Here is a 24,516-nt window from a genome sequence, read left to right on the forward strand (position 1 = left end):
CGCTGAGCCACCTTCCCTATAAGCATTTATTAATGTTTTCTTTTTAGAATGAACCTGGATATCTGTTCAGACCTGCTTCAATGAAACCCCTGTAAGCCCATTTCGCTTTGTAGTCTTTTCCGAATAATAATGGATAGTCGTGATCAGCGTTTACATATCCTTTATTGAAATACGAAGTTTTATCTGATACACCCCAGGTGGTGATACCCCATTGTTGCGCTTTAGGAACAGTATTCAGGTAACCTGCAACAATCTCTTTGAACTTAGCGCCTTGTGCCCTTGCCATTGCATCGCTAAGCGGGAAGGTTTTCGGCATGCCATATTTCACAGAGATGTCCAACTCAGAAATATGTATCAATAATCCCTTATCTGCTGCCAATTTTAAATTGTTGTTTATAAGCTTGGTTTCCATCCGCAATACTGTGTGCAATTGAAAGCCCATACCATGAATGGTAACACCTTGTTTCCTGGCTTCATCTACAATATTCAAAAGCTCCTGCATTTTCTTGCCACCATACTCCTGGCCATAGTCATTCAAGAAAAGTTTGGCTTTTGGATCCGCTGCCTGAGCGTATTTGAAGGCTTTGATTACCCAGTCCTTACCAAGCTTACGGTACCAGATGCTGTTGGTATAAACACCACCTTCTTTAACTGGCTCATTTACAACATCCCAAGATTGTACACGACCTTTGAAGTGTGTCATAACAGTGGTGATGTGGTCCTTCATCAATTTCTCCCAAGCTGCTTTATCACCTTGAAAATTCTTAACCCATTGCGGTTCATTTCCATCATGTGCCCAAAGCAAGGTGTGGCCATGAACTTTCATGTTGTTCTTTTCTGCAAAGGCTACAATTGCGTCCGCTTTTGCAAAAGTATACTTGTCAATTGACGGGTGCACAGCACCCCATTTAAAGTTACTTTCAGAACTTAGTCTGGAGAAGTCTTTAACTAAGGTTTTAGCATACAAAGGATCATCAAGTAACTCTTTTACTACTGCCGCACCAATCGGAAACTTGAAGGTTCCTTTTAAAGTATGGTCTTTTAAGTGGTAGCTGCCTTTCTCTGCGGTTTCTCCCAGGTCATCTGTGGAAACTACGGTTTCACTTTGATTTACGGACTCCTGTGGTGCAAAATCCTCATCTGCGGATTTCTTACATGCGGTGAAAGTGGTTGCGAATAAAGCTAGTGCTAATGCTGCTGCTTTGAATTTGTTGTTTGTGATTGGGCTGGTAGACCTCATTTTGTGTGATTTTATAGGGTGATGTTTTTGTTGTTGTTTGACAATGCAATATTACGCAACATTTTGGGATTTATACCATATTTAAAAATATTTATACGGTATATACACCTTTTGGCTACGTATTTGATTACTGTAAGCCCCTAAAAAATACACTAAGCCCCCAGCATCCCCCACCAAAGCAGCACAAAACAACCAAATACCATCCATAAAAACCAATACTTATGGTTAAGCATCCTTAACTAAAAGCCGCCAGAATTATCATCCAACTAACTAAAAATTAATAGATTAACCAACACCCCGCCATAATCAAAAACTGAGGAGATTACAACCAGCACATATGCGGTTTAACGCAGACCTACACTATCATCCGGAGGAAAAAATTTAAAAATATTTTCACGAACCCAAGAAAACCAGCCAAAAACAGCCAAAAACAAGGAATTTCAACCCTATTTTAGCGCTGTCCAAAAGTAAATCCTGCGTGAAAAACGCGTAAAATGAGTAAAGTTGGGAAAATACTGCTCGGTACGGGGATTTTTCGCGCAACGCAAAATAAAAAAAGCTCCTCGCATGGAGGAGCTTTGTAAGCCTTGGTCAGCAAGGCTAATGGAATGATAAGAAGATTAAAATCCCATTGCCTTATCATCACCACGCGGATCTGCACCGCCCTGATAACCTGATTTAATCTTAAGTATCGCGTCAACACGACCAATAGGGCCACGTGGTACCATTTTGTACCCCTTTTCTTTAAGCTTATCTAAGGTAAGACTATCAATTGCCTCAGCCTCATAAGCCACCTCGTCAGGCAACCACTGGTGATGAAACTTTTTAGCATCTACGGCAGTCTGCATATCCTGATCAAACTCCACAACATTCAGGATCGTCTGGAATACCGAAGTAATGATTGTAGAACCGCCAGGTGTGCCAACCACCATGTACAGCTTGCCGTCTTTCTCCAGAATGGTTGGGGTCATAGAACTCAGCATTCGTTTATTCGGCGCGATGGAATTTGCTTCACCACCTACTAAGCCGTACATATTCGGTGATCCCGGTTTCACGGAAAAGTCGTCCATCTCGTTGTTCAGCAAAAATCCAGCTCCTTTAACAACCACAACAGCGCCATAGGAACCATTCAACGTTGTGGTACTCGACACCGCGTTACCTTCAGCATCAACAATAGAGAAGTGTGTTGTCTCTTCATGTTCCGCCGGAGCAATTTCTCCTGCAGCTATAGCGCTACTTGGTGTTGCACGCGCCCAGCTGAAGTCTGCCATACGCTGTTTAATATAGGCATCAGACATTAACGCCTTTGAAGGAACCTTGTAAAAATCGGGGTCACCCAGGTGAGCGGCACGGTCGGCATAAACCCTACGTTCTGCTTCTACCATAACTTGAATCGTCGAGTCTCTATTGAATCCCCAACGTTTTAATGGAAATGCCTCCACAGACTTCAACAGCTGAATTAAGGCAATTCCACCGCTAGAGGGCGGCGGCATGGTGATAACCTTAAAATCTTTATAACTTCCGGTGACGGCATCACGCCAAACGGCATGGTAATTCTTAAGATCTTCTTTAGAGATAATGCCCCCATCCTGCTTCATCTGCGCAACAATAGCGTCAGCAACCGGACCTTCATAGAACCCTGCGCGACCTTTATCCCGGATTTGCTCCATGGTAAATGCGAGCTCAGGCTGCATCAGCAAATCTCCCTCGGTCCAGTTATCTTTGATCAGCGCTGTACCCATCGGATTGAGCTGCTTCAGCCGTTCTTGTAAGCCATTCAATTCCCGGGCTTGCCTGGCAGAGATCCTGAATCCTTTTCTGGCAAGCTGAACCGCGGGCTCCACAAGCGCAGACCACTTCATCTTACCGTATTTTTTATGCGCTTCAACCATACCGGCAACGGAGCCGGGCACACCTGCAGCAAGACTGCCATAAAGGCTTTTTTCAACGATTGCATTACCTGCATTGTCCAGGTACATGTCGCGGCTAGCCTGAGAAGCCGCCTTTTCGCGGTAGTCCAGCGTACTGGTTTCGCCCGCTGCACTACGATAAACCATAAATCCACCGCCACCGATATTTCCGGCATTCGGATAAACCACTGCTAACGCAAACTGCACCGCCACCGTTGCATCTACGGCGTTACCGCCATTTTTAAGTACATCAAGGCCCACTTGCGAAGCATATTCACTTGCTGTAACAACCATGCCCCGGGGGGCTTCAACACTTTTATGTATTTCCGAGCCAGTGCTTAGTCCCGATTTACGGCTTGAACAACCGGTTTGTACTACTGCGGGAAGAAGCATGGCGGTAACCACCCATACAACTGCCCTAAATCTTGTAACTTTCTGCATTTCTATATATTTCCTCTATCGCATCCTTGTTTTTTTCCAGGATGACTTTCCGCTTCAAACTTAGTTTAGGTGTAAGCTCAGCACCTTCAATGGTCCATTCTTTTTCGAGTAAATGAAAACGCTTCACTTGTTCCCACTTACCAAAATCTTTGCAGGTTTCCTGCACAATCTGCTGATACTTCTCGAGCACCTGCGGTGCTTCGATCAGCTGATGATTGCTTTCATAAGAGATCCCCTTTTCAGCAGCCCAGTTTTTGAGTGCCGCAAAGTTAGGAACAATTAGCGCAGCAGGAAATTTCCTGTTTTCACCCAATACCATCACCTGCTCCACCAGCAGTGCTTCTTTAAATTTATTCTCCAAAATCTGCGGTGCAACGTACTTGCCACCGGCAGTTTTAAAGATCTCCTTTTTCCGGTCCGTGATCTTCAGGAACTTCCCATCGACCAGCTCACCGATATCGCCTGTATGAAACCAACCCGACGCATCAATCGTTTCTGCAGTCTGGTCAGGACGATTGTAATAGCCTTTCATCACATTGTGCCCGCGTGTGAGCACCTCGCCATCTTCCGCAATTTTCACCTCTACCCCATCAATTACCGGACCTACACTACCAAACATGGTATGATCGAAATGGTTTACCGTAATTACTGGTGACGTTTCCGTTAGCCCATACCCTTCGAAAACCGGCATACCTGCAGCCCAAAAGATCCTGGCTAGCCTCGGGTTTAAGGCTGCACCACCAGAAACAATGACAATAATCTCACCGCCAAGCGCCGCCTGCCATTTTTTAAACACAAGTTTCCTGGCGATGTTCAGTTTCATCTTATAGAACCAGCCATTGGAGAATTCGAATTTCTCCGCCTCTGAGACCGACCAATCGAAGATCTTCCGTTTTAGGCCGGCAAGCTCCTTCCCTTTCTCCATAATCTTATCGTACACTTTCTCCAACAGGCGCGGTACGGTAGAAAAGCCGTGTGGCTTCACATGTTGAATATCTGCTACAATGGTGTCCATACTCTCCGCATAATACACAGCGGCATCGGTATAAAAGTATACGTAAACAATCATGCGTTCAAAAATGTGCGACAAAGGCAGGAAACTCAACACCCGGTGTACCCCTGAAGGAAAGATCTTGGCGCAATTTTTAAAGTTCTGCACCAGATTATTGTGGGTTAGCATCACGCCTTTGGGTGTACCCGTCGTTCCCGAAGTGTAGATCAGCGTTAAAATATCTTCCGGCGTAACTGCTTGCCGGTAGGGCTCCAGATCAATTTCTGCGGCAGCCATACCAGCCTGCTCCAAGGCCGACCAATGCGGCACACCAGAAACCTGATCAAAACTATAGACCTCAATTGGAATATCTAAAGCATCAATAACAGCTTTAACCTTCAAATACAAAGCTTCATCCGCAACGAAGATCAAGTCAACCTCAGCATCCTTAATTATAAAGCTAATATCCTGAGCAGCAAGGGTCGGATACAATGGAATCTGGTAAGCACCAAGTTGCATAATAGCGAAATCAGCAATGTTCCATTCAGGCCTGTTCGGTGACATCACTGCAATTCTGGAACCTTTTCCCATGCCAAGTTTAACTAAGCCTCTGCTTAGCCGGTCGACCGTTTCGCAAAAGGCTTGAGTACTATAAGATTTCCATACTGCATTAACCTTTCCGCTGACGAAATCATCTTTAGGGAAATTCTCGATGTTATAGTTTAGAATATCAAATACCCGTGTGACTGTTGTTCCCATAAAGTTTACTTAAATATTTGGTGTATCTCAAATCTAACAAAATAATCAATGTATTAAAATCTCCGGAATGCTTGCATTAACGCTGTCTACCCCCTTCAGAATCTTAAATCGCCCCCCTTTATATTAGGCCTTATGCCCCGGCGATTGTACATTTGCAGCTGCCGGAATTTACTGGCACAAGAGTTGAATCGTCCAATTTGATTGTTTAATTAAAAAAAATTATGAAAAAACTTTTTACGATGATGTGTTTAACTGTGATTGCCACTATCGGCCTTTACAGTACTTCTAATGCCCAAAGCTACAGGAATGCCATAGGTGGACGTTTTGGAACCGCAAATGGTGTGACTTTTAAAACCACCCTTGGCGACAACAAGATGTTGGACCTGATTGCAAATTTCAGATCAAACGACGGCTATTCTTATTTCCGAGTAACGGGTCTATATGAGATCTACAATCCGCTTCAAGGTGCTCCAGGACTGAACTGGTACTATGGTATCGGTGGATCCGTAGGTTCGAGAAAATGGAAGTTTGACGACACCAACAAAGCCTATATCTCTCTTGACGGTGTAGTTGGTTTAGATTACAAATTCGCTGACGCGCCGATCAACTTGTCTTTAGATTGGAAACCAGCAATTGAACTTGCACCTTCTACAGAATTCGATTCTTCAGGTTTAGGTCTGTCGGTACGATTTACATTTTAAGTAAACCTTAAACATAAAAAAAGCGGCTGGTCATCGAAAAATGACCAGCCGCTTTTTTTATGTCCGATGGAGGGCGTTTACACCCCTGCCCATCTCTTAAGCACCGCCTTTTGTGCAGGCGTTGCATTTTCATCAATTTGGGCTACCAGCTTGATGTTTGGATTTGCTTTTAGCGTTACCTTAAAGTCCAGCAGTTTTCCATCCCTGGCAACCTTGATCGCAACAACGTCTCCAACCTTTTTACTGGTCAGCTCCGGCATACGCTCCACCGCAGCCTCTACAGGCACACCATTGATGCTGATCAGCTCATCGTTTACATTCAATCCTGCTGTCCATGCAGCGGAGTTCCTGGAAACTGCCGAGATGAACATACGTCCTTCTATTTTACGCGAAGCTACACCAAGATAAGGTACTTGCTTGCCTTCATTTTCGTTCTTCACCGTAACTCCAGCATAACCAAAGTAGGTGGCATAATCCGCCGGCGCTGTACCGGTAACATATTTGTCCCAGAAAGCAGTGAAGCTAATGCCGCTGATCTTTTCAACCATAGCTTTGAACTCGACATCTGTATAACCTTTACCTTGTGCTTTGCACTGCAGGTACATCGCTTTCATAACATCATCAAGACTCTTTTCACCCTTAGTGGCATGAGCGATCGCAAGGTCCATCATTAAACCAATGACTTCACCTTTGCTATAGTAGGAAATCGAGCTGTTGCTGGAGTTCTCATCCGGACGGTATTGTTTGATCCAGGCATCGTAGCTGGCCATCGCTGCCGACTGTACCCTTGCGCCTGGGGTATTTTCTACCGCAGCGACTGCGCCGGCAAGTTTGTTGACAAAGGTTAACTGATCATTAAACCCTGCGCGGTGTGTTAGTTTATTCTCGTAATAAGCCGTGAAGCCTTCCGCAATCCATAGATTGGTGGTATAAACTTCATTGTCGTAGTCGAACGGACCTAAAGCCACCGGCCTAAGGCGTTTAACATTCCATAAATGGTAATATTCGTGCGCAACAAGATCTAAAAAGCCGTTGTAGCCTCTTTCATTGTTATATTGATTACGGGATGCACCAAGCACCGTAGAGTTTAAGTGCTCCAGACCACCGCCGCCACGCTCAAAGTTGTGCACAATGAAAGTGTAGTGTTTATTCGGATTCTCGCCGTAAATGGCCGTGCCTTGTTCCACAATTTTGGCCATATCTACTTTCAAGCGTTCTTTATCGTAGTTACCGCCGCCATACATCGCAACTTCATGTTTTACACCAGAAGCCGTAAATTCAAATATATCCTGATTACCTACTTCCAGGGGACTATCATAAAGGATGTCAAAGTCTTTCGCAGTATAAGTGAATTGTTGTCCGGCAACAGGTTCAAGTCCGGTAGATACTTTAGACCAGCCTTTGAAAGGGATGACCTTAACGGTACTTGGCGATTTCAGGTGCCCCTCAGGATACATAAATATACCTGTGGAAGACAAGAAAGCATGTGAAGCATCAATGAACGAGGTACGTACGGAAACCTCAAAAGCATATACGCGATAATTGATCTTTAGCTGATTCGCTTTAGCGCCATAGATCCGCCAGATGTTCTTTCTAACTTTTTCAAATTTTACTGGTTTACCTGCAGCACTTGCTTGGAAACCTTCCACATTCTTGGAAAATTCCCTTACCAGGTAAGATCCTGGTGCCCAAACCGGCATTTTAACATCAACGTAGTCCTTGTTGATGCCCGAGATATTCATCTCCACTTCAGCATAATGTGCTTGTGGCTCTGTAAAACTTACTTCAAAACCGATCTTAACCTGCGATTTCGCCGTAAGGCCAAGGGATAGTAAAATGACCACCCCTAATAGTGATTTTTTTTTAAACATACTTTAACAGCTTTTCGACAAAAATAGGACTTCTCCTACTTTAACCTTAATAAATTGAATTTAGAGGTGTAACATACTTAATACAACATGAACCTGCTAACTTATTTAGATATTTTTGTTTGTTAATCCCATTTACAATCTCAAAAATGAAAATCAGATACATCGTTTATGCCCTTCTTACAGTGGCACTTGCCTACTTTGTCTATTACCGAATTACAGCAAACAAAGCCATTTCCGAATCCGGTAAGGGCGGCCGTGGTGGCTCTGGCTCCGGCATGGTTGTAAACGGCATTGTGGTAACGCCAGATGCATTTGAAAATGAATTGGAAGTCACCGGCTCTGTCGAAGCAAACGAATCTGTAACCCTTCAGAGTGAGATCGCTGGATTGGTAACGGGGATATATTTTACCGAAGGCAGCAATGTTAAAAAAGGCACCTTGCTGGTTAAGATCAATGACCGCGATATCCAAGCACAGCTGCAACAGGTACTTACAGGTCAAAAACTATCACAATCGAACGAAAATCGTGCAAAGCAGCTATTGGCTAAAGGTGCCATAAGCCAGGAAGAATACGATACCGCATTGGCAGAACTACAATCCTTAAATGCTCAGGCGCAATTGGTGCGGGCACAACTTGCGAAAGCAAGCATTCGCGCACCATTTGATGGTAAGATCGGCTTACGAAACATCTCTATTGGTGAATATTTAACCCCAAATAAGGTGATCGCCAACTTATCGGCCATCAACCCCGTTAAAATCAGCTTCTCTGTCCCGGAGAAATATTCAGGCCAGATTAAACTGAATTCAGAGGTCGATTTTAACACAGACGGAATAAATCAGACCTATAAAGGCAAAGTCTATGCTATTGAGCCTGCAATCAACGCGCAAACACGTACCTTATCAATCAAAGCTCTTGCACAGAATCCTAAAAATGAATTATTGCCAGGCTCATTTGCAAAGATCAGACTTACGCTAAGTACAGTGGAGAATGCATTGATGGTCCCGAATGAAGCTATTATTCCAGTACTAAAAGGTAAAACCGTTTTCATCTCCAAAGGCGGTAAAGCAAAACAGGTGCCGGTAGAATCCGGGACCAGAACAGCAGAACGAATTGTAATTACATCTGGCCTGAAGGCGGGCGACACGGTACTTACCACCGGTGCCATGGCTTTAAAGGAAGATGCTCCTGTAAAGGTGACTGTGGTAAACAACTAATTCAAAGAACATGAGTATTTCAACCACCAGTATAAAAAGGCCGGTTCTTGCCATTGTAATGAACCTCATGATCCTGCTTTTTGGGATCATTGGCTACTCGTTCCTGGGCGTAAGGGAATTCCCCGACATCGACCCTACCGTTGTATCCGTGCGAACCTCTTATCCGGGTGCCAACGCCGATATCATTGAATCGCAGATTACCGAGCCGCTCGAGAAATCCATTAATGGTATCGATGGTATTCGCAACATTTCATCTTCAAGTAACCAGGGTAGCAGTAACATCACGATAGAGTTTAACCTCGACAAGAATATCGATGATGCAGCAAATGATGTCCGTGATAAGGTGTCACAGGCAGCTAGAAGCTTGCCAAAGGATATTGACGGCAATCCCACAGTGAGCAAGGCGGATGCTAACTCACAGGCCGTGATCACCATGACCATCCAGAGCGATAAACGTAATGTGATGGAATTAAGCGATTATGCGGAAAACGTCATTTCAGAACGTCTGCAAACCATTTCTGGTGTAAGTAGCGTTCAAATCCAGGGGCAGCGAAAATATGCCATGCGTATTCGCATTGACCCGGCTAGACTTGCAGCATACGGATTAACCTCCTCTGATCTGGTTGATGCGCTGAACCGCGAAAACGTAGAATTGCCCTCTGGAAAAATCACCGGTGCCAACACGGAGCTTATCGTTAAAACCTTAGGAAAACTTACCAACGAACAGGAATTTAACAACCTGATTCTTACCAGTGACTCCAATAACGTGGTCAGGCTGCAGGACGTAGGTTATGCCATGCTGGGATCAGAAAACGAGGAAACTGTATTACGCGAATCGGGCAAACCGATGGTGGCCGTGGGGCTTGTTCCCCAACCAGGTGCCAACTACCTGGCCATCTCCGAGGAATTCTACAAACGCTTCGAACAGCTGAAAAAAGATGTTCCAGAAGACATCAAACTGGAAGTTTCATTGGATACAACCGAGTTCATCAAGATGTCGATCACCGAAGTTACAGAGACGATCATCCTTTCGTTGATCCTTGTAATTCTGATCATCTACCTTTTCTTCCGGGATTGGGCAATTGCCTTCCGGCCATTGATCGATATTCCCGTATCCTTGATCTTTACCTTTTTCATCATGTACATTTTTGGATTTTCCATCAATGTACTATCCCTGCTGGCGATTGTACTCGCTACCGGACTAGTGGTAGATGATGGTATCGTAGTTACCGAAAACATCTTTAAGAAGATCGAAGAAGGCTATTCGCCCTTTGAAGCGGCAATCAAGGGTTCCAATGAAATCTTCTTTGCCGTGATCTCCATCTCGATTACGCTGGCAGCAGTATTCCTGCCTGTGATCTTCCTGGAAGGATTCGTCGGCAGGCTCTTCCGGGAGTTCGGTATCGTAATTGGCGCCGCAGTGCTCATCTCCGCATTTGTGTCGCTAACCCTGACACCGATGCTGAACGCTTACCTGATGAAGAGTACCGGTCATACCAAATCGAAGTTTTACCTCATGACCGAGCCCTACTTCCAGAAACTGAATGATAGTTATGAAGAGAATTTAAACAAGTTCCTTAGCCGTCGCTGGTTAGCAATTCCAATCATCGTAGTCTGTGTGGCAATGATCGCCCTGTTCTGGAACATCATTCCAAAGGAAACGGCACCATATGACGATCGCAGCGCCATCAACATGAACGTAAGTACACCTGAAGGTGCTTCCTTCACCTATACAGACAACTTCATGAACAAGATCGGCACCATGATCGCAGACTCCGTTCCTGAAACAAACGTAAACATCAGCATCACTTCACCAGGCTTTGGCGGCGGATCCACCAATGGTGGATTCTTCAGAATGGGCCTGGTAAAACCTTCAGAAAGGGAGCGCCCGCAGGCGGAGATTGCCAACAAGCTCACCAGCATCACCCGCAAGTATTCTGAAGGAAAGGTTGTGGTTACGCAACAACCCACAATTTCCGTAGGACGGCGGGGTGGCTTACCGATAAACTACATTATCCAAGCGCAGAACTTTGAAAAGCTACGGGAGAAAGTGCCTTTGTTTATGGAAGAAGTCGCAAATGATCCAAGCTTCACCACCTCAGATGTGAATCTGAAGTTCAATAAGCCGGAAATCAACCTGACCATAAACCGCGACAAAGCCAAGAACCTTGGAGTTTCTGCACAAGACATCGGAATGGCCTTACAGCTTGGTTTAAGCGGACAGCGTTTCTCGTACTTCTTCATGAACGGGAAACAATACCAGGTTATTGGCCAATTTGAAGTTGCAGACCGTAAAGATCCTCTGGACCTAAGTTCCGTTTACGTCAGAAACAATAAAGGACAACTTATTCAGCTCGACAACGTGGTTGATCAGCGAGAAGAAAGCAGTCCACCGCAGTTGTACCGTAACAACAGGTTCACTGCAGCAACCGTGTCTGCAGGACTTGCCCCAGGCGTAAGTATTGGTGAAGGCCTGGATGCCATGGATAGAATTGCTGCGAAAGTCCTCGATGACACCTTCTCAACCGATCTTGGTGGCGAGTCAAGGGATTACCGGGAGAGTTCTTCGAACACCCTATTTGCATTCGGACTGGCCTTGCTCCTGGTTTACCTGATCCTTTCCGCCCAATTTGAAAGCTTTAAAGACCCGGTCATCATTATCTTAACGGTGCCAATGGCTGTTGCGGGCGCATTTCTGTCGTTGTGGCTTTTTGGTCAGAGCTGGAACATCTTCAGCCAGATCGGCACAATCATGCTTATCGGTCTGGTAACTAAAAATGGTATCCTGATCGTCGAGTTTGCGAACCAGCTTAAAGAACAGGGTAAAAGCGTTCAGGAGGCTATCCGGGAAGCTTCCGTATCCAGGTTAAGACCGATCCTGATGACCAGTCTGGCCATCGCCATCGGCGCCTTACCTATTGCCATGGCACTTGGTGCCGCAGCAAAAAGCCGTATGGGTATGGGTATCGTGATCGTAGGTGGTACCACCTTCTCTCTGGTGCTTACCCTGTTTGTTATCCCTGCAATTTATTCCTACTGGTCTAAAGAGCACAAGGAAAACAAGGAACTTACCCGTTCACTGGAAGCAGCTATCGAAAGCGAGAAATTAGAAACCGTTAATGTTTAATCCTGCATGAAAATCAGCATAAATATGTTTATCCTGGGCCTGATCTTTTTAGGCCTAAGCCAATATACCTACGGACAGAATATTCTCCATAAGAATACCGACTCCTTGCCGCGTTTTACGCTAAGGGAGGCTATAGATACCGCATTAAAGAACAACTACGACATCAAATTGGTCAACAATGATCTGCTCATTGCCAAAAACAATGCAAATGTCGGTAATGCAGGCTTTTTGCCTGCATTGGTTGGAAGTGTAGCCAACAACGGGAGTAACCAGCACACCATCCGTACCCCCGCTTCAGGACCAGAGCAAGAACTTTCAGGCGTAAAAAACACCAACCTCAATTATGGGGTGGCGCTCGACTGGACGGTTTTTGACGGCTTTCAGATGTTCGCCAATTATGATCGTTTGAAGGAACTCCAGAAACAAGGCGAAGTAAACACAAAAGCTGTGATCCTAACTACCATCGCTGATGTCGTTAATGCCTATTACGCCATGGTACGCCAGCAGCAGCTTGTTGTAGCCAAAGACAGTGCCATGGAGATCTCCAGATTAAGACGTCGCATAGCGGAAAACAAGCTGCAGATCGGCCGTGGCTCCAAGCTGGACGTGCTAACAGCCATTGTAGATTTTAATACCGATACCTCATCTTATTTACAGGAAAAAAACCTGTTGAAAACATCCATGGTTACCCTGAACCAGATCATGGCCCGGGACCTTAACATCGAATTTAAGGTAGATGAAGACATGAATATCCAGAACAACCTGGTCTTGCAGGATCTTGCAGAAAAGACACAGCAGCTCAACCCAAGTCTGCAGAACGCATTTATCAACAAGAAGATCGCCGAGCTCAACCTCAAGCAGATCAAAGGCCAGCGGTATCCGGTCATTGCCGTAAATAGTGGCTACCAGGTGTCCCGAAGTACCAGCCCTACCGGATTTAACCAGAAAATCCAGTCTAATGGACTCACCTACGGACTTTCTGCCAGTGTAAACATCTTCAACGGCTTTCTCCAAAGACAAAATGAACGCAATGCGAAGGTTTCCATCAGCTCTTCAGTGCTCGACCTCGAACGAACCAGACAGACCATCAATGCACAGTTGATTTCTACCTACCAGAATTATATGACCAATCTCGACCTGCTTAAAGTCGAGTCTGGCAACGTGCAGGTTGCAGATCAGAACCTGGAAATCACCTTAGAGAAATATCGCCTGGGTAGCATATCTCCACTAGAACTGCGTGAGGCTCAGCGAAACTCCATCAATGCCATTACCCGACTATTAGATGCTGAGTACCAGGCAAAGATCACCGAGATCAGTCTGAAAGAAATCAGCGGAACCCTAAATGTTCAATAAGATTATTATTTTTAACGCATGATATTAGTAGCTGACAGCGGTTCCTCGAAAACAGACTGGATGGGTTATGATAATGGAGAAATTATCACTTTCAACACCAAAGGCATAAATCCCTACTTCCTGAATGAACAGGAGATCTATAAGGTACTTGCAAAAAAGGAAGAATTTGCACCTTATGCTTCCAAAGTACAGGAGATCTACTTTTTCGGTGCTGGAAGTTCCTCGCCGGACAAACATGAGGTGGTATCCAATGGCTTGTCACTATTCTTTAAGAAAGCTTTCATCAGTGTAGACAATGACCTTGTAGGCTCCGCTTATGCAACATGTGGTGATGAGAAAGGATTATCCTGCATTCTTGGTACGGGTTCAAACATTTCTTACTTCGATGGAAAACATGTACACGACAGCAGGCATGGTCTTGGTTACGTGCTTGGTGATGAGGGCTCCGGAACTTACTTTGGCCGTAAACTCGTGACCTCTTACCTGTATGGCTCCATGCCGGAGAAGCTTGGTAAAGCATTCGCAGAAACCTACGACATCAATAAAGAAAGCGTAATCACCAATGTATATCAACGGCCATTTCCAAACATCTACCTGGCTTCGCTTAGCAGATTTATGGCCAGCAACCTGAGTCATCCATTTATTGTGGAGGTTCTGCGCGCGGGCTTCCAGGAATTTGTAGACACAAACATCAAGGATTACGCAGACTACAAAAATCTGAACTGCCATTTTATTGGATCCATCGCTTATTTTTATCAGGACGTACTAAGAGCAGTTTGCCAGGAGAATGATGTGAAAATTGGCAACATCTATCAGAAACCGATCCATGGCATTTTCAACTACATCCTGCACAAGGAAGGTATTCAGCTGGCGGCAGACTAACTGGGAGCAGTCAAACTGTTGGACGCTTCGACCTGCGGATCTTCCATACACCATAAAGCAGCGTGATAATGATCAGGATGTAAACACCAGCATCCAGCGGTGTTTCCGGCAGATCAGGGTCTCCCCCGGGCATGCCTGGATCGTCCATCCCTGCTGCTTGCAGTAAGATCAGTGTCCAAATCTGTAGGTTGACGGGGAGCAGTGGAGTAATTACCATAATCTCTAATTTATGTGGTTTCAGCGTTTAATGATCCTCAAGGTTTTCACCGGTCGATTCGTATCCAGATTGATCAATTCCACCAGGTAGAGTCCGGATCCAATACCGGGCGTATCTACCTGCAGCACTTCCGCACCATTCAGCCAGCCGAAGTTGCGTCGCAGGAGCAGCCGTCCCATCAGATCCCGTAGACGCAGTTCCATCCTGAAACGCACCATACCGGGAAGCTTCAGTTCGAAACTACTGTAGAAAGGATTAGGGTAAATCAGCAACTCAAGCTCCTCGCCAGCTGTATCGGTTTCCGGCTGCAGTTCAAGCTTCGATGGTTTGAGCATCAATACGAAACGATGTTCACCGAAACTTTCCGCTACTGCCGTATTTAAGTCAAACTCATACACTTGATCTTCGGACAGGACCTTCTGGGTACGCAGATAGCGGTCTGCCAGGATCAACGTCGTGCCGGCCTCCAGTGTTCCAATGCCCGATATGCGCAACTGGTATTTACCTGTTACATACCCTTTCACGTACAATGGCACCTCCAGCAGTCGCCTTTCGGGTTTTGCACGCGTATCTACCGAAAGCTTTGTTTCAGCACCGGCAAGTCCGGCAACACTTACATAACCGACGCCCAGCGCAGTTGCATCCCGGTCATCGACATCATTGTTGCCCAGGGTCGACAACACCAGGGTATATTGCTGCTCAAAAGCCTCTCTTGCCAGCACGACACGGATCTTACCATCAGCTGCATGCTGCGTAGCATGATGTTCCACTGTAGCCAAACGTCTATTTGATCTCCCGGAGATCGTTTCATCCGCATGCCCGGGGCTAAAGTCAATGCTGCCCCTGCCCTGTCCGTTCAGTACTTTTACAAAGAATCCTTCAGCAGCCTTGATCCTGGTATTTGGATCATCTGTCACATCGTATGCATTATTCAAGGGGTTGAATTTCCAGACGTATGGGCTCAGATTTTCTCGCTGCAAATCCGACCAGCTAAGCACTGCTGCATATGGATTCCCCAGCAGATGGAAGCCATCACCCGGTTCCCCCATGTTGCGGTTCTGGAGCTCCATATGCAAACTTTCCTGAAACAGGAGCCCTTTATGCTTGATGGTGTAAGATCCAGGGCTTTCAAACGGGGCGGTCTGGACTTGCCTGGCATAAGCATCAGGCACAAGCCGGTCACCACGCGAAAACACATAGATGCCTCTACCCACATCAACGGTTGTGTTCATCACCGGGATCCCGCTATACTTCTGCGAGAGTGTGCCGGTCAGCGCCTGATTGTGGGTATAAATCGTGTGTCCGTTCTGCGGAGAATCATCGAAGTCATTCCGCATTCCACCCGGACCAGTTACAAACAAGGCAGCTTTGAGATCAAACAAATGATAGTAGGACAAGTCTGCACCCGATCCATGATAAACCGGCGAGCTCCACAGGCGCCAACCCCGGGCGGTTGCAGGCGCAGGAAAGGCACCTGCAACATGTTGCTCCACATTGACCTCCCCGATAACCGCCGCTTCAGGCGGCGTCGAGATCGGCCATAAAAAACCTTGCTTCGCGGTACCGGTATGCTTCAGGGTTAAATGACCATTGGAATTCAGTACGCCCATTTTCGTCTGCACATAGCCGAACACGTCAACTGGCTGTTCTAACTTTAGCACCGCGGAAGTACTTGCCTTATCCAGCAAGAGCTCCTGTACGGCGATATGCCCCGAACCAAAAACGAATTGCGAAGCAGCACCTGCAACCCGTAGTCCACCGGATTGTGCCTCCGCATTGCTTTCCAACAGGCCATGATTAATCAGACTGGCATCGAGCTGCAGGTAGGCGCCCTCATTTATGCTAAGCCTGGCCCCCGAATCCAGCCTGGAGTCACAAAGCACTTCCATGGGCTGCCCCAGCAGCATTATCGCATCTCGTTCCAGGGTTAATCTATTCAAGCTTAATCCCTCAGGTATTCCATCCCTTAGCTTTGCACCCTGACCAATAATCACTTGTTCATAGTTTTCCGGCACTTCCTTGCTACTCCAGTTTGATGGTTCGGCCCATGATTGATTCAGCACATTACTGAATACCATGCCCGTACGCAGCAGTTCTACATTTGACTCTTCTGCAGACACCGCATAAAAGGCTGCAGGGTCTCGCTGGTTGATATAATTGGTCATGATCCATTCGGGGCTTGCATTGAAGGTCTGTATCCTCAATTCGTCTATGATGCCGCCGAAATACTTATCTTGAACCTTACTGGAGCCTACCACCAGGCTGCCGCCCAGCTTCGAGGCAAAACTACCTAAACCGACAGCATAGTTTACCCCATCTATGTAAATGTCCCTTCGCCCCTGATAAGACTGGCTCGTTAAATGATACCAGCGATCCGGCACCATGATCAGCGTTGACAGTTTAACTGAAGTTGATGAATTCGTCCGTGTTTCCTGCGACAGGCGCCCTGATGCTTCCAGCTTCAAGACATAACCCCCAAAAGCAGCGCTGTCTGTGCTGAGGATCACCTGCTCGCGGTTGGCTGCGGTAAATTTGATCCAGCAGGACATAAAGAAATTGGTGCTGTTAATTTTCCCCGCGCTCAGCTGCTGGTTGCTGCCATTCAACTGTATGGCACTTCCTATCTTTCCGGGTACATAGTTGGAGGCAGTCATATTGTTGCTTGGTCGCAAAGCTTCCGCTGCTACACTGCGGGCAGCATTTTCAATGGGAACGCCTGAAGGCGCTGCATTCATGTGCCATATTCGATCCTGATCATTGTTCCAGGTGAACTGTGATGCTGCAGCGTTGGGAAAGTGAATGTTATTGGACCCGTAATAGAGATAGATTTCCGTAGCTGCGGTAGCAGTTCCCGCCGCCGCAAGTGATGGCAGTCGTACCCAGCTCAACAGCTTACCGCTCGCCGCCTCATAGTGATCCAGCTGATAGCTTAAAGGTGTCGCTGCGGCAGTCACCAGCGTAAAAGCAAAATCACGGCCCTTGCTGCCGGAGATCTTATTCCCGGAACAGTCTCCTGCTACATACCGGAGGTCAGGATCCTCCAATGCAACCAGCAGAGGAAAGTTCTCCAGGTTCACCGCACCCGCCACAAATTCTTTATGGATCGTAATCTTCTTACGATAATTATATCCTGGCAACCAAGCCTGGGCACTTACCTGAAAACCGGTAAAGACAAGAAGCAGAAACAATTTACAGATCTTAGCCATTTGATATTTCAATGGTACTTATTCCAGCGCAGGAAGCACTCAGAAAGGTTGCAGAATTGAAATATCAGATTACCAGCCCTATAATTTGGAAATAATTATTAGTAATTTCACAACATCAGCCTGTACATTTACTTTTCATATGCATACCGAAGAACAAATCAAGAACATAGCAGATGCGCTGTTATCCAGCTTCCTCCCGAAGGACTCTAATGAGACAGAACTGACCTTCCATTTCACCATACCGCCAAGCCAGAGCTACAAGGTTTGGTATAAGCGAAAAAAAGCAGTCTGGGAGTTTATCAAGTTTGAGGAGGACAAAAAATAATCCCCTGCATCATCAATAACAATCTGACACAGGGGATTGAAAGGATCAGCTTCCTGATCCTAAATACAGTACTTATTTATAGGTTGCTGCGAGTTTCAGTGCATTGTAAGCGTTTACAATACCTCCCGTTACACACAGATCAGAGAAAGGCATAGATACCGGCGCTTCATCAACCATTACCGTTACCGGGTGATTAACTTTCTCAACAGATTTCATAATGATCTCTTTTACCTGTAAAGCTGTTAATTTCGGATAGTACGAACGGATGGTTGCGGCTAATCCTGCTACAACGGGTGCAGCCATACTGGTTCCATTAAACTTCGCATAAGCATTTCCATCCGGGATGGTCGAATTGATCTGATAACCTGGTGCAAAAACGTCTACCGATGTTTTTCCATAGTTCGAGAAATCAGCCTTTAAGGATTCATCATTTGTTGGAGTTGAAGCACCTACGGAAAGATAAGCACCTGCAACACCACCTGAAAGGTAGTTGCGATTTGGATAGTTTACCTCCACATCGGTATTCTTGTTATCATTTCCGGCAGCGTGAACAAGCAGCACGTCCTTAGACATCGCGTATTTTACTGCTTCATCAACCAATTCCTTGTCCCATGAATAGGCTTTACCAAAGCTCATGTTGATGACTTTGGCGCCATTGTCTACCGCATAGCGGATCGAGTTGGCTACGTCCTTATCACGCTCATCGCCACCTGGTACTGCACGCACACCCATGATCAACACCTTATCCGCTACACCTTTGATACCGATGTTATTGGTCCTATCTGCAGCAACAATACCAGCAACGTGGGTACCATGACTTGCATCAGGACCTTTGACGTCGTTGTTACCGTATGATCTTTCGCGGCCGTTGGCATAATCATCACCAACAAGTTCTGCTCTTGGATCATATTCCAGGTTCAGGTTATACTTCAACATTTCGTCATAGTGGTCAACACCTTTCTGGATCTGATTTTTATAGAAATCCTTGTAGCTATCCTCTTTCAAAGCATTCACCATAACGGATTTCAAGCGGGTTTCCATCTCATTTTCTGCCTTGTACTGCTCAAAGTCTGCAGCAGTAGGCTCCGCTTTTCCAATTTTCTTAACAACGCTGTTCAATACAAATTTGAAACCCTCGATACCGGCAAGACTTTCTTTAGCTTCAGCAACCTGCTTGTCAAAATCAGCCTTCATGGCTTTATACTGGGCGTAGGCCGCTTCATCTTCTTTAGCAACTTCAGATACGTTCTCGAATTTCTTCATGTCTCGGCGAAGCAAACGGGTAAGTTCAAGGGTTTCAAATTCAATGGAGCCTTTTTCAGAACCCAGGAAGTTCCATCCGTTTACATCATCCTTATAACCGTTCTTGTCATCGTCAATGCCATTGCCTGGCTTCTCTTTTTTGTTTACCCACAATACGCTTTTCAGGTCCTCATGGGTAATGTCTACACCCCCGTCCAATACGCCGACAATCACAGGTGTAGCTTTCTTGCCTTTTAGCAGTTCTTTGTAAGCACGCTCTGTACTGATACCGAATACAGAATCTGTTTTAAGATCCAGGTTTTGCCAGTTTGACTTCTGTGCAAATGTAAAAAATGGGAAAAACGACAGGGCAACAATCAGCCGCATTCTTCCGGTAAAAAATCTGTTAATCATAGTTTTACTTAAATTGTTCTTATTCGATGCTGCTCAGTTACCTACATGGATTGTTTCCACAAGCAGAGAAGCATAACATGCTCCTACTAACGCAACATCAGGATTTCAAATATAGCCGACTTAAACATTAAATTGGTCAAAAGACAAACACCTTTCAGAAAAAGGCCGGAACATTCCTGCTCCGGCCTCACCTAACCTAACCTATCCACCTACCGATGTCAAACGGTATGCTCAATCAACCCAGCGAGATCTGAGAATACCCAGGGATTCTTGCGGTGTGTTGTCTATAGGACTATAGCTTTCTTAAAAGGTCTAATGTTGTAGATGTTAAAAAATGTTAAATGCTTGTTACCTGGCTCATGCGCTACTTCAGAATGTCCTCAAGCACCTTTTTCTTACCATCGATCTTCTCGGTGTATTCCAAGCCAAGTATTTCTGTGATCAATGGGTACACGTTTATATTTTCAAAAGATGGGATCTTTAAACCAGACTTAAAAGCAGGACCCCATGCGAAGAAGGTTGCATGCATATCTTTAACTCTTGCAGGGTCAAATCCATGTTGCCCCGGGCTTGGTGTTCTGCTGGAGAATACCCGTGGCCATGTTGGGATCAGCACGATGTCGCCAATACGATCAAACCGGTCGTCCTTAGCACCATAGTGGAACTTCTTCGGCATCTTGCTTTTCAGATACACTTCATAGTCCACAGCCTCTTTCTTTAGCTGCTTGTACAGCGGTTTGATGTCGGCACTGTTTTTAGCATGGATACTCACCGTGGTACCTGATGTAGGCACCACAAATTTCTCCGGATCTATACTTTTTGGCAGCCTGAGCGGGTGTTCCCGATCCACCGCGGTCATACCGTGATCTGAAAGGAAAATAAAGTTTACAGGCAGTCCGGTTGTTTTTACGACCTCTGTCAACTCAAATATGGCTTGATCAACCATTTTCACCGCTTCAGCCGCTTCTGGAGATTCCGGACCATGGTCATGCCCAGAGTGATCAGGTTCGGAGATGTAGAAGGTAATCAGGTGTGGCCTTTTCTCTTCGGGGAGGTTCAACCAGTCTTTAACCACCTGTATACGTTCCTTCATTGGGAATTTCTCCGTAAAATCGTAGCTATAGGTCGGACGTACCCCTTTCACATCCGCTTCCGAACCAACCCAGAAAAAACTGGCAGACACCATTTGCTGCTGTTCCGCAAGTACCCAAAGCGGTGTGCCCCCATACCAGCTGCCATCCTGCACCTTAGCCTTTGCAGACATACTATATCGATCATTTCGGGCTTTGTCGTAGAAAGTGTTGTTAACCAATCCATGATGTGCAGGGTAAAGTCCCGTCACCAGGGTATAATGATTGGGAAAGGTAAGCGTTGGATAACTCGGGATCATACTTTCCGCCTGTACGCCCGCAGCACTTAGCTTTAGCAAATGTTCCGGCTGGTATTTCTTCGCATAATCATGGCGAAAACCATCCGCAGAGATCAGGATCACATAAGGTTTTTGCTGTTGCGCCACCGAGTTCTGCCGATCTGCAACAATGCGCTGAGGAAAATCCCCTTGTGCCTGTACCATTAAAGGTGCTGCCATCACTGCGATGAACAGCATACGTTTAACTAAATTAGAAATCATATTCATATGGATCATTCGTGTTCATTCCAGCCCATAAGCGTCATCATCCTACTGAATTCAGGATGAAAGCCCGCTTTTAGGATCAACTGTTCGCCGGTAACCGGATGTATCAGGTCCAGCTCCGAAGCATGCAGCAACATGGTGGTCATGTCCCACTGCGTTTTAAAGAAACGGTTTTGTTTGTTGCAGCCATGTTTACGGTCACCAATGATCGGGTAACAGATATGCGCAAAGTGTTTACGCAGCTGATGCATTCTGCCGGTGGTTGGTGTAGCCTCAACCAAGGAATATCTTGAGGTAGGGTGTTTACCCAGCGGAACATCAAGTTCAGCCCGCTTCACCGTTACAAAAGAGGTGAAAGCATCCTGAATGGCGCCATTTTCCTTCACCAGCGGGTAGTCAATGTCCATACTATCGGGCGCGTAACCACGCAATATGGCCATATACTTTTTTCGAATGGCGCCCTCCTGAAACTGCTTGTGCAGGGCAACTTCCACCTCTTTATCAAATGCGAATAGGAGCAGCCCGGAGGTCTTTCTATCCAGGCGGTGCACCGGACTTACGCGACGGTTCACCTGGTCACGCAACATCTGCAATGCAAATTCCTTTGCATCATTTGCGATGAATGACCGGTGAACCAGCAGTCCGTGCGGTTTATTTATGGCAATCAGGTGTTCATCCTGATAGATAATTTCGAGCATTCTAAGTTTTTTGCAAAGATAACACCCGAAACGTTATTATCCTGCCTATTTCGAATATAGCTGATCCATAAAGCGGTAGCGCTGCAGATCAGTTGCCTTTTCAGATTGAGTTTTCGGACCGATATTCAAGAAGGTAGCGGATTCCGGCTTGCTGATCGGCGCCCATTTCGGAAGTCCGGAACCATTCGGATCACCAGTTTTGATGAAGTTTGAAAAATAAGTCAGCATGGTCTTAGAGATCTGATGATCCTCCTGTGTCCAGGCATAAACCGGATTTTTGTCCAGGTTACCCATAGCATATTCAATTTCAAAAGCATGGGGTGCACCCTGCGATATCGGTGCGGCCGGGGCAGGCGCTTTCTGATCATCCGCTTTGGTTACGCCGCCTGCCAAACCTGTTGTCGCATTGGCGAAATCTTTAGTCATTGGTGGCTTGGATTTCGAGAACAGATAGCGATAAGTTGGCTTAGCAGCGGTTTTCGCATGCAGGTCCAGCCATTTCCAGGTGCTGTATGCGATGAACCGGTCACTGGCCAAAGCAGTGGCACACTTAATCACCTCCGCTTCGTTGCTCCCCGGATACAGTTTAAGTACCTGCTCCGCCTGCTCCGGGAAGTCTTCTTTTACTCTTTTCGCATAAGCTTCCGGAGTAGGTTTCTCCGCGCGCATAAAAGCCTGATAAGGCATTTCAGCAGAATTCCAGCCTGCAAGCAGTGGCACTTTGGCCTGTTCGCCAGCTTCAAATATTTCGTTCAAGGTTTTCGGCAGAAAATACCCGTCAATGGTTGCTGCAGTACGGAATCCATTTGGACCGGAAGCGACCTTCAACAGTTCTTCCGCAGAAAGCGCCCGTAATTCGGCCAATGAACCTGCTTTAACTTTTTCCGCAAATGCAAGTCCGTTCTTTTCGGCTTCTTCCAATGTCAATGGCGCAAGTGTCGGTTTAATCATCGCTCCACTTTCGCCGATAGCACCTGCGATCAAACCTTTTGACAGCGGAGAAGCCATCTGTGCCGAAACGGAGATGGATCCTGCAGATTCACCTGCAATCGTTACCCGGTTCGGGTCGCCACCAAAAGCGGCGATATTTTCGCGTACCCACTTCAATGCTGCATATTGATCTAGTAAACCATAGTTTCCAGATCCTTTATAGGACGTTTCCCTGGAAAGTTCAGGATGGGCCATAAACCCGAAAACACCCAATCGATAGTTAACTGTTAAACTTACGACACCCGTTTTGGCCATAGCTTCGCCATCATACCGCCCCTCAGAGCCATCACCTGCCACATAGCCGCCGCCATAAAAATATACTAGTACCGGTAGTTTCTCCTTCATGGTTTTTGCTGGTGTCCAGACGTTCAGGTAGAGGCAGTCTTCACCGGTGCCAGGTGAGCGGAACATCATGTCGCCGAATACCCTGGCTTGCATAGGACTCTTTGAAAATTGGTCCGCCTTTTTAACACCCGACCAGTTTTCGGCAGGTTGCGGCGCTTTCCATCGTAATTCTCCGACGGGTGGTTTTGCAAAAGGAACACCTTTAAAGCTTTTTACGCCCGAGGCTTCCCTTGTACCTTCCAGCAGGCCGTTAGCAACTTTGGTTTGTACTGTCTTGCCTGATTGTGCATTCGCAAAACCCAGCGGACCAACGATAGCCAGCTGGATGAACATGAACATGTTAATTATTCTCATAAAAGGTTTATATCGGTTGTTTATACCCAGCGTGCTGAGCGAGTTCAATTTAAAAAATTTCTTTCAGAACCGTTTAATGGTCCTTGAGTTTTCTCACAAATGGCACAATTATGTTGTTTTTTGTGCAATACAAATTCATTAAATTGAGCTACAAACCAGTAAGTTATGAAACGTCTAGTAACACTCATGCTGTTCATGTTCGTTGGCGTATTAGCACATGCACAGCTGGCCAATACCAGATGGACCGGTAATTTGACTGTTCCAGAATCTACGCCGATGTACTTAAATTTTAAGACAGACGTATTTGAAGTCAGTTTAGCAGAAAGCAATGAACTGGTGGAAACCATGACTTACAAGATCAGTGGCGATACGATCATACTGAAGAAAACCTCTGGAAACAGTGTCTGCCCTGAGGGCTCAACCTTTACCCTGAAGTACGCCATACAAGGAGAACAATTGCTATTAACACCGCTTTCGGATGACTGCCCTGAACGTGCAGGTGCATGGACCAAAGAACCCTTTACTAAGGTGAAGGAATAAAATCTTTTTTTAAGGTTACCTTAATCCGGCTTCAAGAATGCCCCAGAAGCCGGATTTTTTTTT

At 46.0% G+C, this 24,516-nt stretch carries 17 protein-coding genes; 7 read left to right on the top strand and 10 right to left on the bottom strand.

The window, feature by feature from the left end; all coding sequences use genetic code 11:
• Positions 1-43: 43 nt before the first annotated feature.
• The 3 genes from AC5WJX_RS08030 to AC5WJX_RS08040 form a co-directional block, all read right to left on the bottom strand.
• Complete coding sequence (locus AC5WJX_RS08030) at positions 44-1,240, bottom strand: endo-1,4-beta-xylanase (protein ID WP_494482823.1); 1,197 nt, start codon at positions 1,238-1,240, stop codon at positions 44-46.
• 620 nt (positions 1,241-1,860) lie between these two features.
• On the bottom strand, positions 1,861-3,591 hold the full coding sequence (gene ggt, locus AC5WJX_RS08035) for a gamma-glutamyltransferase (protein ID WP_494484103.1): 1,731 nt from the start codon (positions 3,589-3,591) through the stop codon (positions 1,861-1,863).
• Entirely contained in the window at positions 3,569-5,341 is a 1,773-nt protein-coding gene (locus tag AC5WJX_RS08040) for an AMP-dependent synthetase/ligase (protein WP_494484104.1), read from the bottom strand. The genes ggt and AC5WJX_RS08040 overlap by 23 nt, the downstream gene beginning before the upstream one ends.
• A 221-nt stretch (positions 5,342-5,562) precedes the next feature.
• Here AC5WJX_RS08040 and AC5WJX_RS08045 point away from each other — a divergent pair, with 221 nt between their 5' ends.
• A complete protein-coding gene (locus AC5WJX_RS08045) occupies positions 5,563-6,042 on the top strand; it encodes a hypothetical protein (RefSeq protein WP_440431654.1) in 480 nt (159 codons plus the stop codon).
• A 77-nt stretch (positions 6,043-6,119) separates the two neighbouring features.
• Here the strand turns inward: AC5WJX_RS08045 and AC5WJX_RS08050 are convergent, their stop codons facing one another.
• Positions 6,120-7,913: a M61 family metallopeptidase gene (locus AC5WJX_RS08050; protein ID WP_494484105.1), complete on the bottom strand. Its 1,794-nt coding sequence runs from the start codon at positions 7,911-7,913 to the stop codon at positions 6,120-6,122.
• A gap of 146 nt (positions 7,914-8,059) precedes the next feature.
• Between AC5WJX_RS08050 and AC5WJX_RS08055 the strand changes: the two genes are divergently transcribed.
• Genes AC5WJX_RS08055 through AC5WJX_RS08070 form a run of 4 tightly spaced genes read left to right on the top strand, consistent with a single transcriptional unit; the run spans position 8,060 to position 14,489 of the window.
• The gene (locus tag AC5WJX_RS08055) at positions 8,060-9,127 is read left to right on the top strand and encodes an efflux RND transporter periplasmic adaptor subunit (protein ID WP_440431650.1); all 1,068 of its coding nucleotides are present in this window, start codon (positions 8,060-8,062) and stop codon (positions 9,125-9,127) included.
• A gap of 10 nt (positions 9,128-9,137) precedes the next feature.
• Positions 9,138-12,254: an efflux RND transporter permease subunit gene (locus tag AC5WJX_RS08060; RefSeq protein WP_494484106.1), complete on the top strand. Its 3,117-nt coding sequence runs from the start codon at positions 9,138-9,140 to the stop codon at positions 12,252-12,254.
• Positions 12,255-12,260: 6 nt separating this feature from the next.
• Positions 12,261-13,607 (top strand): TolC family protein, encoded by a 1,347-nt coding sequence (locus AC5WJX_RS08065; protein WP_440431646.1) that lies wholly within the window; start codon positions 12,261-12,263, stop codon positions 13,605-13,607.
• Between the two features lie 18 nt (positions 13,608-13,625).
• The gene (locus AC5WJX_RS08070; RefSeq protein ID WP_494484107.1) at positions 13,626-14,489 is read left to right on the top strand and encodes an N-acetylglucosamine kinase; all 864 of its coding nucleotides are present in this window, start codon (positions 13,626-13,628) and stop codon (positions 14,487-14,489) included.
• A 10-nt stretch (positions 14,490-14,499) separates the two neighbouring features.
• Here the strand turns inward: AC5WJX_RS08070 and AC5WJX_RS08075 are convergent, their stop codons facing one another.
• Both AC5WJX_RS08075 and AC5WJX_RS08080 read right to left on the bottom strand, forming a co-directional pair.
• On the bottom strand, positions 14,500-14,706 hold the full coding sequence (locus AC5WJX_RS08075; protein ID WP_494484108.1) for a hypothetical protein: 207 nt from the start codon (positions 14,704-14,706) through the stop codon (positions 14,500-14,502).
• Between the two features lie 20 nt (positions 14,707-14,726).
• Entirely contained in the window at positions 14,727-17,912 is a 3,186-nt protein-coding gene (locus AC5WJX_RS08080) for a LamG-like jellyroll fold domain-containing protein (protein WP_494484109.1), read from the bottom strand.
• Positions 17,913-18,051: 139 nt separating this feature from the next.
• Between AC5WJX_RS08080 and AC5WJX_RS08085 the strand changes: the two genes are divergently transcribed.
• Complete coding sequence (locus AC5WJX_RS08085; RefSeq protein WP_440431638.1) at positions 18,052-18,237, top strand: hypothetical protein; 186 nt, start codon at positions 18,052-18,054, stop codon at positions 18,235-18,237.
• Positions 18,238-18,309: 72 nt separating this feature from the next.
• Here AC5WJX_RS08085 and AC5WJX_RS08090 read toward each other — a convergent pair whose 3' ends face one another.
• The 4 genes from AC5WJX_RS08090 to AC5WJX_RS08105 form a co-directional block, all read right to left on the bottom strand.
• On the bottom strand, positions 18,310-19,893 hold the full coding sequence (locus AC5WJX_RS08090) for a S8 family peptidase (protein WP_494484110.1): 1,584 nt from the start codon (positions 19,891-19,893) through the stop codon (positions 18,310-18,312).
• Between the two features lie 364 nt (positions 19,894-20,257).
• Positions 20,258-21,523, bottom strand: coding sequence for an alkaline phosphatase family protein (locus AC5WJX_RS08095; RefSeq protein ID WP_494484111.1), 1,266 nt, complete (start codon positions 21,521-21,523; stop codon positions 20,258-20,260).
• 11 nt (positions 21,524-21,534) lie between these two features.
• Positions 21,535-22,224 (bottom strand): pseudouridine synthase, encoded by a 690-nt coding sequence (locus AC5WJX_RS08100; protein ID WP_440431632.1) that lies wholly within the window; start codon positions 22,222-22,224, stop codon positions 21,535-21,537.
• A gap of 45 nt (positions 22,225-22,269) precedes the next feature.
• A complete protein-coding gene (locus tag AC5WJX_RS08105; protein ID WP_494484112.1) occupies positions 22,270-23,913 on the bottom strand; it encodes a carboxylesterase/lipase family protein in 1,644 nt (547 codons plus the stop codon).
• Between the two features lie 165 nt (positions 23,914-24,078).
• Between AC5WJX_RS08105 and AC5WJX_RS08110 the strand changes: the two genes are divergently transcribed.
• On the top strand, positions 24,079-24,453 hold the full coding sequence (locus AC5WJX_RS08110; RefSeq protein ID WP_494484113.1) for a hypothetical protein: 375 nt from the start codon (positions 24,079-24,081) through the stop codon (positions 24,451-24,453).
• Positions 24,454-24,516: the final 63 nt, after the last annotated feature.

This window comes from Pedobacter sp. NEAU-ZC8, assembly GCF_059278965.1.

Coding starts and splice junctions, on each gene's coding strand:
- AC5WJX_RS08030 (WP_494482823.1), bottom strand. CDS start 1,240: ATGAGGTCTACCAGCCCAATCACAAACAACAAATTCAAAGCAGCAGCA.
- ggt (WP_494484103.1), bottom strand. CDS start 3,591: ATGCAGAAAGTTACAAGATTTAGGGCAGTTGTATGGGTGGTTACCGCC.
- AC5WJX_RS08040 (WP_494484104.1), bottom strand. CDS start 5,341: ATGGGAACAACAGTCACACGGGTATTTGATATTCTAAACTATAACATC.
- AC5WJX_RS08045 (WP_440431654.1), top strand. CDS start 5,563: ATGAAAAAACTTTTTACGATGATGTGTTTAACTGTGATTGCCACTATC.
- AC5WJX_RS08050 (WP_494484105.1), bottom strand. CDS start 7,913: ATGTTTAAAAAAAAATCACTATTAGGGGTGGTCATTTTACTATCCCTT.
- AC5WJX_RS08055 (WP_440431650.1), top strand. CDS start 8,060: ATGAAAATCAGATACATCGTTTATGCCCTTCTTACAGTGGCACTTGCC.
- AC5WJX_RS08060 (WP_494484106.1), top strand. CDS start 9,138: ATGAGTATTTCAACCACCAGTATAAAAAGGCCGGTTCTTGCCATTGTA.
- AC5WJX_RS08065 (WP_440431646.1), top strand. CDS start 12,261: ATGAAAATCAGCATAAATATGTTTATCCTGGGCCTGATCTTTTTAGGC.
- AC5WJX_RS08070 (WP_494484107.1), top strand. CDS start 13,626: ATGATATTAGTAGCTGACAGCGGTTCCTCGAAAACAGACTGGATGGGT.
- AC5WJX_RS08075 (WP_494484108.1), bottom strand. CDS start 14,706: ATGGTAATTACTCCACTGCTCCCCGTCAACCTACAGATTTGGACACTG.
- AC5WJX_RS08080 (WP_494484109.1), bottom strand. CDS start 17,912: ATGGCTAAGATCTGTAAATTGTTTCTGCTTCTTGTCTTTACCGGTTTT.
- AC5WJX_RS08085 (WP_440431638.1), top strand. CDS start 18,052: ATGCATACCGAAGAACAAATCAAGAACATAGCAGATGCGCTGTTATCC.
- AC5WJX_RS08090 (WP_494484110.1), bottom strand. CDS start 19,893: ATGATTAACAGATTTTTTACCGGAAGAATGCGGCTGATTGTTGCCCTG.
- AC5WJX_RS08095 (WP_494484111.1), bottom strand. CDS start 21,523: ATGATTTCTAATTTAGTTAAACGTATGCTGTTCATCGCAGTGATGGCA.
- AC5WJX_RS08100 (WP_440431632.1), bottom strand. CDS start 22,224: ATGCTCGAAATTATCTATCAGGATGAACACCTGATTGCCATAAATAAA.
- AC5WJX_RS08105 (WP_494484112.1), bottom strand. CDS start 23,913: ATGAGAATAATTAACATGTTCATGTTCATCCAGCTGGCTATCGTTGGT.
- AC5WJX_RS08110 (WP_494484113.1), top strand. CDS start 24,079: ATGAAACGTCTAGTAACACTCATGCTGTTCATGTTCGTTGGCGTATTA.